Origin of the sequence: Mycobacterium sp. NPDC050853 (assembly GCF_040653875.1) — a bacterium.
Classification (GTDB): domain Bacteria; phylum Actinomycetota; class Actinomycetes; order Mycobacteriales; family Mycobacteriaceae; genus Mycobacterium.
Map to the genome: position 1 here is coordinate 1,103,982 of NZ_JBFAGW010000001.1, position 12,404 is coordinate 1,116,385.

Genomic DNA, 12,404 nt, shown 5'->3' on the forward strand with positions numbered 1-12,404 from the left:
GTGAACACCGCCGCCAAAAGGATTGCCGTTGCATACCTGGCCACTCCGGGCGGCGATGACGCTCTGGCGGTGGGAGCACAGATCGCGCGCTCGCTAGGTGCGCACCTCGATCTGTGCATGGTGCTTCCCCAGGACCGTCCGATCCTCGCCCCGCTTCCGCAGCAGGAGCGCCAGGACATATTGTCCGAGAACGCCACTCACTGGCTGAAACATGCCGAGGCCACCATTCCCGACGACCTCACCGTAAAAACGCATATCAGCTTCCACGAGTCGATCGCCGAGGGTCTCATCGCACAGTGCGAGGCCCTGGGAGCAGAGGCCGTCGTGGTGGGTGGATCCGGGGGTGGGCTGGTCGGCAGCCTGTCGCTGGGATCAGTGGTCAACGAGCTCGTGCACTCATCCCCGATACCTCTGGTGATCTCGCCGCGTGGTGCGCGCTACCAGAAGAACCTCCGAGTTCGCGAAATCACCTGTGCCATGGGAACCCGGCCAGGCGCACGCGTGCTACTGGACGCGGCGTTGCATGCCTGCCAGCGCGCGGGAACACCGCTGCGTCTGGTGTCACTGGTCTCCGTTGACCCGATTCCCGGCGGGGACGACGATCAGTCGGCGCGCGAACGCGCAACCATTCACGCCCAGCAGTCCCTCGAGACAGCCAAACAAGTACTACCGCCTAACTTTCCGGTCACCTCGATCGTGGCCAACGGGCCGACGGTGGAGGCGGCCGTCAATAAGCTCGACTGGCACGAAGGCGACGTCATCATGGTCGGCTCCAGCCGCCTCGCGCAGCCACGGCGACTGTTCCTCGGGTCGACGGCTGCCAAGATGCTCCGGGTGTTGCAGGTACCGATGGTCGTGATCCCCAAGGAAGAAGCGGCCGACCATGACTGAGGATGTGGCTCGTACCGAGCTGGAACAGTCCGAGCACGCCGAGGGACTCGTCTCGAAAGGCTTGGCGGCCGGGCGTATCGGCACCTTCACCGGCGCGATCCTCGGCATCTCCACGGTGGCACCGGGATACACGCTCACCGCCAGCATCGGCCTGATCGTCGCCGCCGTCGGCCTCAAGATGCCGGCCATCCTGATCGCGGGATTCATTCCGATGTTCCTCACCGCCTACGCCTATCGGGAGCTGAATTCCCGCGCACCCGACTGCGGGGCCTCATTCACCTGGTCCACCAAGGCATTCGGACCTTACATCGGCTGGATGTGCGGCTGGGGCATGGTGATCGCTACCATCATCGTGTTATCCAACCTGGCATCAATCGGTGTGCAATACGGGTATCAGTTCCTAGGTGCCATCTTTCATAATCAAACACTCGCCGAACTCGCCAATGACAAGGGCACCAACATCATCTCGACCGTGGCGTTGCTGGCCATCGCCACGTACATCTCCAGCCGTGGCATCACCACGAGCGAAAAAGTGCAATACGTTCTCGTCGGGTTTCAGATGATCGTGCTGGTGCTCTTCGCCGTCGTCGCCATCACGAAGGCACCCAGCATCGCCGGACATCTCGACTTCGACCTCGACTGGTTCAACCCGCTGACCGGACTGACCTTAAGCGCCTTTGTCATTGGGCTCGTCGGCTCGATATTCGCATTCTGGGGTTGGGATACCTGCCTGACGCTCGGCGAGGAGTGCAAGGACCCGACGAAGGTACCCGGACGTGCCGGCCTGCTGTGTGTGCTGTCGATCCTGCTGACCTATCTGCTGGTGGCAGTTGCGGTCATGATGTTCGCCGGGGTCGGCGACACCGAATTGGGCTTGGCCAACGAGGAGAACAAGGACAATGTCTTTGGCGCCCTCGCCAATCCGGTGTTGGGCAGCTGGTTCGGCCCACTACTCCTCCTGGCGATATTCGCCTCTGCGGTGGCGAGCCTGCAAACCACTTCCCTGCCCGCCGCCCGCACCATGCTTGCCATGGGGACCTACGGCGCATTCCCGAAACGGTTCGCCACTGTCAGCCCACGATTCCTGACGCCAACATTCAGCACGGTGGTAGCCGGTGTGGTCACCGCAGTCTTCTACACCGTTGTCAGCCTACTGTCCGACCGCACCTTGCTGGATACCATTGCCGCCCTTGGCATCATGATCTGCTGGTACTACGGCATCACAGCCTTCGCCTGCGTGTGGTACTTCCGCGCGGAGCTGTTCCAGAATGCCCACAATGCCGTCTATAAGTTTCTCTTTCCGCTCCTGGGCGGGCTCATGCTGGCGGGGGTGTTCGTGATCTCCGTGCGCGAGAGTATGGATCCCGAGAAGACTGGAAGCGGTGCCTCGATCGGCGGCATCGGCCTGGTGTTCTATCTGGGCTTCGGAGTCCTCTTCGTCGGGGCGATACTCATGGTGATCATGCGGTTCCGAAACCCCGACTTCTTCCAGGGGCGCAACCTGGCTCGGGGCACCGCCCCGCTGCCGGAGTAAGAGCATGTCACCGATACTCCGGTTTCGATACGAAGCCCGCGAAGGACACACAGGAAAGGCGTTTCGGCACACATGGGAGGGCGCCAAAACGGCGGGTCCACAGACTGCTGATGGACAAATCGGCCATTCCCAGAAAGTGACCATCGCGGCAGACTGAGATCGCAAGATCTCAGGTCAGATCCAGGACAGGACGCACCATGAACGACATCACGTATCGCCTTGCCCAGAAGCGCAATATCGTGACACCCCTGCCCGGTCCCCGGTCCAGCGCGCTCGCCGAACGGCGGCGTGCTGCGGTATCCGCCGGTGTCGGCTCCACCGCCCCCGTCTACGCCGTCGACGCCGACGGCGGTGTCATCGTCGATGCCGACGGCAACTCCTTCATCGATCTGGGCTCCGGTATCGCGGTGACCACCGTGGGCGCCTCTCATCCGGCCGTTGCGGCTGCAATCGCCGATCAAGCAACACATTTCACCCACACCTGTTTCATGGTGACGCCCTATGAGGCATACGTCCGGGTGGCCGAGCTCCTCAACGCCATGACGCCCGGCGACCACGAGAAGCGCACCGCGCTGTTCAACTCGGGCGCCGAGGCCGTGGAAAACGCCATCAAGGTGGCACGGCTGGCGACAGGCCGCCCCGCGGTCGTCGCCTTCGACAACGCCTACCACGGCCGCACCAACCTGACGATGGCGCTCACCGCCAAGTCCATGCCCTACAAGTCGCAGTTCGGCCCCTTTGCGCCAGAGGTCTACCGGATGCCGGCCTCCTACCCGCTGCGTGACGAGCCGGGACTGACCGGCGAAGAGGCCGCACGCCGCACGATCTCCCGCATGGAAACCCAGATCGGTGTGCAGTCGCTGGCCGCGGTCATCATCGAACCCGTCCAGGGCGAGGGCGGGTTCATCGTCCCCGCTCCCGGATTCCTTTCCACGCTCGCGAATTGGGCGCGGGAAAACGGCGTCGTCTTCATCGCCGACGAGGTGCAGACCGGATTCGCACGCACCGGTGCATGGTTCGCCTCCGAACACGACGATGTCGTCCCCGATATCGTCGTCATGGCCAAGGGCATCGCCGGCGGCATGCCGCTCGCGGCCATCACCGGGCGCGCCGAGCTCATGGATGCGGTGTACGCGGGCGGACTGGGCGGAACCTACGGCGGCAATCCCGTCGCCTGCGCGGCGGCCATCGCGACACTGGATGCCATGCGCGACCTAGACCTGCCGGCTCGTGCACGCGCCATCGAGACCTCGGTGGTACCCCGGCTGCGGGCACTCGCCGAGGAAGTGAGCGTCATCGGCGAAGTACGCGGCCGCGGCGCCATGCTGGCCATCGAGATCGTCGCATCCGACACTCTCGAACCCGACGCGGCGCTGACCAAAGCCATTGCCGCCGAGGCACTGTCTCGGGGCGTCCTGATCCTCACCTGCGGTACGTTCGGCAACGTCATTCGGTTGCTACCGCCGCTGGTGATCGGTGACGATCTACTCGACGAGGGCATCACCGTCCTCGCCGACATCATCCGCGAGAAGGCGAGCAACCGGTGACCGACCACGCAACATTGATCGATGCCGTCCCGACCGACCTGTGGATCGGGGGCAAGCAGACCCCGTCATCGACGGGTGCCCGGTTCTCCGTCCACAACCCGGCAACGGGTGCTGTGCTCACCACCGTGGCCGATGCCTCCGCCGCGGACGGCGCCGTCGCACTCGACGAGGCCGTCGCCGCGCAACGCTCCTGGGCAGCGACCGCGCCCCGTGAACGCGCCGAAATCCTGCGCCGAGCATGGGAATTGGTGATGGCCCGACGCGATGACTTCGCGCTGTTGATGACCCTCGAAATGGGCAAGCCGCTGGCGGAAAGCCAGGGCGAGGTGACCTACGGTGGCGAGTTCCTGCGATGGTTCTCCGAAGAGGCCGTCCGCATCAACGGCCGGTACACCGCCTCGCCAACCGGCACGGGCCGGATCCTGGTGACCAAGCAGCCCATCGGTCCAACCCTGGCCATCACCCCGTGGAACTTCCCACTGGCCATGGGCACCCGCAAGATCGGCCCGGCGTTGGCCGCCGGTTGCACCATGGTCGTCAAACCCGCCGGCGAGACCCCGCTGACGATGCTGCTACTGGGACAGGTATTCGCCGATGCCGGATTGCCTCCCGGCGTGCTCTCCATTCTTCCCACCTCGCGCTCCGCCCAGCTGACGGAACCCCTGCTGGCCGATCCCCGGCTGCGCAAGCTCACCTTCACCGGCTCCACCGGCATTGGCAAGATTCTGCTGGCGCAGTGTGCGACGAGGGTTTTGCGCTCATCGATGGAACTGGGCGGTAACGCACCGTTCGTGGTGTTTGATGACGCCGACATCGACGCCGCGGTCGACGGCGCGATGGCAGCCAAGATGCGCAACATCGGCGAAGCCTGCACCGCTGCCAACCGTTTCCACGTCGACAACGCGGTACGTGCCGAATTCACCGAGAAGCTCACCGCGCGCATGGCCGCACTCACCATGGGGCCCGGAGACGAGAGCGGTGTCCAGGTGGGTCCGCTCATCACGGCCAAACAGCGTGCCTCCGTTGACGAATTGGTACAAGACGCCGTCGCGAAGGGGGCCGTCGTCACTGCTGGCGGGGCTGCCTCCGATGGTGACGGATTCTTCTATCCGGCCACGGTGCTCACCGATGTGTCTTCGGACGCAAGGATTCTCCGCGAGGAGGTGTTCGGTCCCGTCGCCGCAATCGCCGGATTCGACGGCGAAGACGCGGGAATCGCTGCCGCCAACGATACCGAGTATGGACTGGCCGCCTACGTCTACACCACCAATCTGGATCGCGCGCTGCGGGTTTCGGAAGCCGTCGAATCGGGGATGGTCGGCGTCAACCGTGGCGTCATCTCCGATGTGGCGGCGCCGTTCGGTGGTATCAAGGAATCGGGTATCGGCCGGGAGGCCGGCAGCGAAGGTATCGAGGAATACCTCGAAACGAAATACATAGCGCTGCCATAGATACCGTGACGATCGGCCCGCCCTGACAGCGCACCGAATCCACCCCATCGATGCAACGTTTCCACCGAGCCGGGATTACCCACATCGGCGCAACCTTGGAGGCACACATGGCATGGCGGATGCCGGCAGAAACCGAACCGCATGAGCGGATCTGGATGGCGTTCCCGCGTCCGGGACTCACGTTCGGCGACGATGACGCCGCGCTCGAGGCCGGCTATCAGGCCTGGACGGCCGTAGCGCATGCGGTGCTCGCCTTCACGCCGGTGACGATGGTGGTCGACCCGCGCCAGCAGGAGCGCGCCCGGCGAATGTTGTCCTCGGATATCGAGCTGCTCGTCGCCCCGCTCGACGACTTTTGGATGCGCGATATCGGACCTACGTTCGTCGTCGACGACACCACGGGTGAACTGGGTGCCGTCGACTGGATCTTCAACGGCTGGGGGTCGTCAACTCCGCAGAGCTGGTCACATGATCGCGAGATCGGCCGCACAATCGCGGCTGCCGCCGGCGCGACCCTCGTGTCGTCGTTGTTGGTCAACGAGGGCGGTGCCATCCATGTCGACGGTGATGGCACCGTGCTGCTGACCGAGACCGTATTGCTTGATCCGCTGCGCAATCCGCACGCCGACCGCAGCCGTGTCGAGGCCGAACTGGCTCGCACCCTTGGCATCGAGCACGCCGTGTGGCTACCGCGCGGCCTCACGCGCGACTACGAGCCACTCGGCACCAAGGGGCACGTCGACATGATCGCGACGCTGCCCTCACCCGGCACCGTCTTACTGCATGCACAAACCAATCGCGACCATCCCGACTACGCAATATCGGCGCAACTCCGTGCCGCGTTCGCCGATGCGGTCGATGCCCGCGGTCGCTCCTTCGACGTGGTCGATCTGCCTGCGCCGGCGACGCTGCGGGATGCCGACGGATTTGTCGACTGGAGCTATATCAATCACCTTGTCACCGGAGACGGCGTGATCCTGTGCGGCTATGACGAGCCGGCCGCCGACTCGCACGCCGCGGAGATTATTGCCGAGGCTTATCCCGGCCGAGAGGTGGTACTGGTCGATGCGCGGCCAATCCTCGCCGGTGGCGGCGGCATTCACTGCATCACCCAGCAGCAACCAAAGGTCTAGGCGATGGATGTCGTGGAGGCGAGCATCGCCGATCTGCAGGCCGCACTCATCACCGGGGAATCGACGTCGGTCGCACTCGTCGCCGAGTATCTGCGCCGGATCGCCGCCTACGACCGCGGCGGGATCACCCTCAACGCCGTACCCGTCCTCGACCCGCAGGCATTCTGCGCCGCCGCCGAGTCCGATGCGCGTCGCGCCGCCGGTGCCACGCTCGGCCCGCTCGACGGCATCCCGTACACCGCCAAGGGTTCGTACGCCGCGACGGGGCTGCCGGTGGCGGCCGGATCTCCGGCCCTCGCCCGACTCATCTCCCAACGCGATGCGTTCACCATCGCTCAACTTCGCGCTGGCGGTGCGGTGCTGCTCGGGCTCACCAACATGCCGCCGATGGCGAACGGTGGCATGCAACGCGGCGTGTACGGCCGGGCCGAAAGTCCCTACAACAGCGACTATCTGACGTCGGCGTTCGGATCGGGATCGTCCAACGGATCGGGTACCGCAACGGCCGCCAGCTTTGGCGCGTTCGGGCTCGGCGAGGAGACGTGGAGCTCCGGGCGGGCACCGGCCTCGTGCAACGCCCTGGTGGCCTACTGCCCGTCCCGCGGGGTGATCTCGGTACGCGGCAACTGGCCGCTCGTGCCCACGATGGATGTCGTCGTTCCACATACCCGTAGCGTCGCCGACCTGCTGGTGCTGCTGGACATCATCGTCGCCGACGACCCCGAGCCGCGCGGCGACTTCTGGCGCCGCCAACCGTGGGTCGAGATCCCGGCGGCATCGACATTGCGACCCAAAAGCTACCGCGCACTAGGTGATTCCGACGCCCACGCACTGCGCGGCGTCCGGCTGGGGGTGCCACGGATGTATATCGGCGATGCCTCCGGTGACCGACCGGTGCAGACCCGTCCAAGCGTCCTCGAACTATGGCGGCGCATCGCCGACGACCTGTGTGCGGCAGGCGCCGAGGTGCTCGAAGTGGACTTCCCCGTCGTCACCAATTACGAGGGCGCGGCAACGATGCTGGACCGCGGACTCATCCCGGCCGGATACGACGCACGTGAACTGTGGGACCTTTCCATCTGGGGCTGGGAGGAATTCCTACAGGTCAACGGCGATCCCGAGCTATCGCATGTACGCGACATCGACGGTGCACTGATCTTTCCGCCACCACCTGGTGCACTGCCCGATCAGTATGACCGTCACCACCTCGACCTGGAGGTCGACCTCGGCGAGTATCCGGCCCGCGCCGCCGCCGGTATCGCCGAGCTGGAACAGATCCCACTGATTGCCGAGGGCGTCGCCGGGCTGGAGGCGGCGCGTCGTATAGACCTCGAGGGGTGGATGGACACGCTCGGCCTCGACGCCGTCGTCCATCCCGCAGTCGCCGATATCGGCGCCGCGGACGCCGATGTCAATCCGGCGTCGGCCGATACGGCCTGGCGCAACGGCACCTGGGTGGCCAATGGCAACCTCGTGCCGCGTCACCTCGGAATCCCCTCGGTCACCGTACCGATGGGCACGCTGAACGATATTGGGATGCCTGTCGGGCTCACGATCCTCGGTCGCGGCCATGACGATGTCCGGTTACTACGCCTGGCCGCAGCCATCGAGGCAACTCGAGATCGGCGTACCGCTCCCCTGCGGACACCGGCCCTGGCACCTATCGCATTGCCGGTCGCCGCGGCGGCTGTCGGCATCGCGCCGCAATGCGTGCTCACGGTCGACGAGTCAGACCTCGGCGACGGTGATTGCGCCGTCGCCATCACCCTTGCCGTCGAAGGTATGGACCCCGACGCCGTCGCCGACGCCAAACTGTATGTCGACGGCGATGAGCTCACGCTCGCGCGGGGCGACAACACGTTTACCGCCTCGACGTCGCTGCGCGCCGCGACGTCACGGCCACGCCATTCGGTGTGGCGCGACGCCTACGGCTCTCTGATCGTGGCCTTGGTCCAAACCCGCGATGGCCGAACCTCTGGAGCGTGGACTACGGCTTGCGGGATCGCCTGACAGATCAGGCCGCGAACAGCTCCAGCCGGCGCGGCTCCTCGATCACCGAGTAATGACTGGCGTCTCCCTTGAGGACCTGGCTCGACCGGCCGTGAACGTCCACCGGGACGTCACCGGCCAGCGTGACGCGGTGCAGCTCACGGCGCTGCTGCCCGAAGTCGGCAATCCCGTAGTGCTGGGTGGCTCGGTTATCCCAGATGGCGACATCACCCAGCCGCCAGTTCCACCGGAAGGTGTTCTCCAGCTTGGTGATACGCGCCTGCAGTAGTTGGAAGAGGGCGGCGAACTCGGAGCCGCCCAGGCCATCGAAGCTCTTGACGAACTGCCCCAGCAACAGGCTGCGTTCACCGGTTTCCGGATGCACCCGCACCACCGGATGCAAGGTTTCGTATTCCGAGTGGGTGAACTCGCTGTAGTACGCGGCGCGACGCTCGGCGCTAACCCCACCCGATGCCCCCGCGGATGCGTAGTCGTAGAGGTTTGTGTGGATGGCCCACAGATCCTCGACGAGCGCACGCAGCGGCGTCGGCAGTTGTTCATAGGCCGCGACGGTCGACGCCCAGGTGGTGGCACCTCCATAGGATGGCAAGGTCACCGCACGGAGCACCGATACCTTGGGGATGCGGTCCACGAACGTGACATCAGTGTGCCAGCCGTTGGCCGCGCCTTCGAGGTTCAGCAGCTCGGTGCCATGGGACGTCACCGTCGGGTGCGGCAGCGTCGGCTCCCCGAGTAGACCGGCGAACGCGTACTGCCCGGCGTCGTCAAGACGATGCTGCCCGGTGAACACCAGCACCTTGTTAACGGCCAATGCGATACGGATTGCCTCCACACGTTCGGCCGGGACATCGCCGCCGAGCTCTACGCCATCAATCCGGGCACCAATATGTTCACCGAGCTTTTCCACGGTGATACCCGCATCCCGATATATACCTTGCGTCAGCGTCACCCCGGCATCACAACAACCACTGCCGCACAAACCCAGGTATTGAGCCAGGTCGATTCCAATTCCGGTCCCGGCATATGGTCGAAGCGTGACCATCGCGTACAACGAGCAACTGCGGGACCGGATTCGCGGACATCTGACGGGCCATGAACGTCGCACCGTCGATGACCCGGACAAACGCCGCGCCGCGGTGGCCGTGGTGCTGGTCGATTCAGATCTGGGTGAGGACCGCGTTGACCCGGCGCCGGTTGACGAGTGGATCGGCGGCCGGGAGATCCCGGAGAGTGGGCTCGACGGCCGGATGGTCGACGTTTCGGGTGGCGCGGCATTCCTGCTGTGCCGCAGAGCCTCCCGCCTCAATTCCCATGCCGCACAGTGGGCGCTGCCCGGCGGGCGATTGGATCCGGGCGAGGACGCGGTCCAAGCCGCGTTGCGTGAGCTCGACGAGGAACTGGGTGTCGCCCTTCCGGATTCGACGGTGCTCGGACTGCTCGACGACTACCCGACACGGTCGGGGTATGTGATCACCCCAGTGGTGGTGTGGGGTGGCGGACGCCTGGAGATGCGCCCCTCCCCTGACGAAGTGGTCGCCGCGTATCGGGTGGGGTTACACCAGCTGCAACGTGACGATTCGCCTCGATTCGTCACGATTCCGGAAAGCCCACGCCCGGTGGTGCAGGTCCCGCTGGGCAATGACCTCATCCACGCGCCGACGGGGGCAGTCTTGCTGCAGGTGAGATGGCTCTGTCTAGAGGGCCGCGGCGATCGCGTCGACGAGCTGGAGCAGCCTGTCTTCGCCTGGAAGTGAGGATCAGGACACGCCGGCGCGAGCCAGCACGGTCGGTGTCCCATAGGGCGCGTCCTGCTCCGCCACCCAGCCCGGGTCTAGATACACCGAGTTGGACGCGATCACATTGCCGTCGCGCAGGATCTCGCCGAGGTAGTTGCCGCCCTGGTCGCTGAATATGCTCACCTGCGCCTCACGAGCCGTCATCGCTATGTCATGCGTCCAGGGCACGAAGGGGTCGAGCCAGGTGTACTTGACCGCCTGCTCCCCCTTACCCGTGCGGTAGGAGATGACCACTTGGCGATTGCTCCCCGGATCCTGCGCGGTCACGCGATAGGTCATTTTCACCCCGGGCTCGGCCTGCGCCACTGCGGCGGCCGGCAATCCCAGCACGGCGCCGAACGCGAGAGCTACCAGCAAAGCGAGAATTCTTCTCATGCGCTGGGATGCTATCGGCCCTAGCGCTGCTGCGGAGAGTGTCGCCGAACTTTGCGCTCCGGTACCCCATTGGGTCCTGTGGTCGCCAGCGCATAGGTGCCGACAGCGAAGGCCACCGCCGAGCCATTGATCGCCAGCGCCTCTTTGCCGATATTCGCGACGGTGTCCTTGGGACCGTGGTAGTTCGGGTCGAACGGCTGCCCCGCACGGCCCTGCCAGGTGATGGCTTCGGGGCCACTCATCCGTTCCAGCGCACCCGAGCTGATACCGCCGACGGGGATACCCGCGGCCAGGAACGGCCCGTAATCGGATCTGCCGTTGAACTGCTCGGCCGCCGGTCGCTTACCTGCCAGGTTGAGATATCCGGCGAAGGTCCGTTCTATCCCTGCGGAGCCCTCGGGTACGTCCAGTGGCGGCCGGTTCGGATCGGGTTTGGCCGCCGACTGGTCACCGTCCAGCACGAAGTACCCGGCGTTGGGTGAGCCCAGCATGTCGAAGTTCAGGTACAGCGCGATGTCGTTGAGCTCCTCGGCGTTCCGGCCCTTGGCGTACTCCAGCGAGCCGGCCAACCCGTCTTCCTCGGCGGCCCAAAACGCGAACCTGACGGCGTTGTTGACCACCGGCTTGGGTCCGAGCTGCAGCGCGGTCTCGAGAACGGCGGCCACACCGGTGCCGTTGTCGTTGATACCCGGCCCCTTCGACACACTGTCCAGGTGAGCTCCGGCCAGCACCACATTGGCCGGATCGCCCGTCGCGGTCTGGGCGATGATGGTGCGTGAGCGCACCTTCGCAATGTTCATATCGAGCACCAGCGTTATCGCCGACGAATTACGTCGCAGGAGGGTATCGACTCCCGAGTCGACAATCCCGACCGGAATAGACAGCTGCTCATAGTAATTCGGGGTGAACAGCCCTTCGCTACCACCGGACTGCATCACCACCAGCACCCCAGCGGCGCCCTTCTCCTTGGCGACATTCTGTTTGTCGACCACCGAGCACCCGACACCATCCACCACCGCGATCTGACCGGCGACCTTGAGGGTGCCGTAATCGGCCGCGGCACAACCACTGGCCTTGCCCGACGGACGGATGGTGCTCGCCTTGAGCCCATCCTTGGGGGTCTGGACGAAATAGGAAGCCTGATCCACCGCGTAAGGACGGCCACCGATTTCGACGAGTGGCTTACCCTCGGTCAGCACCTTGAGCCTGGACAGCTCTGGAGCCTGCACGTCGAAACCGCGGTCCTTCAACGCCTTTGTGACGTAGTCGGCACTTGCGTCGTAGCCCGGGGTGCCCTCGGCACGGTTCCCGCCGTTGGCGTCTGCCACCTGCTGCAGCTGCTGCAGGTGCGCCATCATCGCGTCCACGGTGACCGTGCGCGCCAGGTCCGCAGCCAGGTTGGGGCTGGGGGGTGGAGCAGTGGCACCCGGTGAAGTCGGGTGCGCACAGCAGCTCGCTACCGCCGCAATCGCGAGCACGGAGCAACCGCGCGCGAACCCCCGGACGCGAAATAACGGCATCAATAACCTCTTTGGAACGTCAGTGGAGTTGTGCGAATCGAGCAATCGCACACGCTACCGCACCAACGTTGTTTCCCAAGGGCTTTCGGGGCGTTGCAATGAACCTGTTACCGCTGTTTCGGCGGGCTGGGGGTACGTCCCGCCTGA

10 protein-coding genes are annotated in these 12,404 nt (G+C 65.1%); 7 read left to right on the forward strand and 3 right to left on the reverse strand.

Annotated elements, in window-relative coordinates:
- The 6 genes from AB0H22_RS05400 (at nucleotide 1) to AB0H22_RS05425 (ending at nucleotide 8,566) form a co-directional block, all read left to right on the forward strand.
- Nucleotides 1–891 (forward strand): universal stress protein, encoded by an 891-nt coding sequence (locus AB0H22_RS05400; RefSeq protein ID WP_180749027.1) that lies wholly within the window; start codon nucleotides 1–3, stop codon nucleotides 889–891.
- Nucleotides 884–2,425 carry an APC family permease gene (locus AB0H22_RS05405; RefSeq protein WP_358145233.1) on the forward strand — a complete coding sequence of 514 codons (1,542 nt, stop codon included), beginning with the start codon at nucleotides 884–886 and terminating at the stop codon, nucleotides 2,423–2,425. The genes AB0H22_RS05400 and AB0H22_RS05405 overlap by 8 nt, the downstream gene beginning before the upstream one ends.
- A gap of 197 nt (nucleotides 2,426–2,622) precedes the next feature.
- The gene (gene gabT / locus AB0H22_RS05410; protein WP_358145235.1) at nucleotides 2,623–3,972 is read left to right on the forward strand and encodes a 4-aminobutyrate--2-oxoglutarate transaminase; all 1,350 of its coding nucleotides are present in this window, start codon (nucleotides 2,623–2,625) and stop codon (nucleotides 3,970–3,972) included.
- Nucleotides 3,969–5,423 carry an NAD-dependent succinate-semialdehyde dehydrogenase gene (locus AB0H22_RS05415; protein WP_358145237.1) on the forward strand — a complete coding sequence of 485 codons (1,455 nt, stop codon included), beginning with the start codon at nucleotides 3,969–3,971 and terminating at the stop codon, nucleotides 5,421–5,423. Before gabT ends, AB0H22_RS05415 begins: the two co-directional genes overlap by 4 nt.
- A 107-nt stretch (nucleotides 5,424–5,530) precedes the next feature.
- Nucleotides 5,531–6,556 carry an agmatine deiminase family protein gene (locus AB0H22_RS05420; RefSeq protein WP_358145239.1) on the forward strand — a complete coding sequence of 342 codons (1,026 nt, stop codon included), beginning with the start codon at nucleotides 5,531–5,533 and terminating at the stop codon, nucleotides 6,554–6,556.
- A 3-nt stretch (nucleotides 6,557–6,559) separates the two neighbouring features.
- Nucleotides 6,560–8,566: an amidase gene (locus tag AB0H22_RS05425; RefSeq protein ID WP_358145241.1), complete on the forward strand. Its 2,007-nt coding sequence runs from the start codon at nucleotides 6,560–6,562 to the stop codon at nucleotides 8,564–8,566.
- A 4-nt stretch (nucleotides 8,567–8,570) separates the two neighbouring features.
- Here AB0H22_RS05425 and AB0H22_RS05430 read toward each other — a convergent pair whose 3' ends face one another.
- Nucleotides 8,571–9,515 carry a TauD/TfdA family dioxygenase gene (locus AB0H22_RS05430; RefSeq protein ID WP_358145243.1) on the reverse strand — a complete coding sequence of 315 codons (945 nt, stop codon included), beginning with the start codon at nucleotides 9,513–9,515 and terminating at the stop codon, nucleotides 8,571–8,573.
- Between the two features lie 85 nt (nucleotides 9,516–9,600).
- On the opposite strand from AB0H22_RS05430, the gene AB0H22_RS05435 reads away from it, so the two are divergent.
- Nucleotides 9,601–10,320, forward strand: a complete 720-nt coding sequence (locus AB0H22_RS05435) for a CoA pyrophosphatase (RefSeq protein WP_180749038.1) — start codon at nucleotides 9,601–9,603, stop codon at nucleotides 10,318–10,320.
- A gap of 3 nt (nucleotides 10,321–10,323) precedes the next feature.
- Here the strand turns inward: AB0H22_RS05435 and AB0H22_RS05440 are convergent, their stop codons facing one another.
- On the reverse strand, nucleotides 10,324–10,719 hold the full coding sequence (locus tag AB0H22_RS05440; RefSeq protein WP_180749754.1) for a hypothetical protein: 396 nt from the start codon (nucleotides 10,717–10,719) through the stop codon (nucleotides 10,324–10,326).
- 38 nt (nucleotides 10,720–10,757) lie between these two features.
- A complete protein-coding gene (locus AB0H22_RS05445; protein ID WP_180749040.1) occupies nucleotides 10,758–12,257 on the reverse strand; it encodes a M28 family metallopeptidase in 1,500 nt (499 codons plus the stop codon).
- Nucleotides 12,258–12,404: the final 147 nt, after the last annotated feature.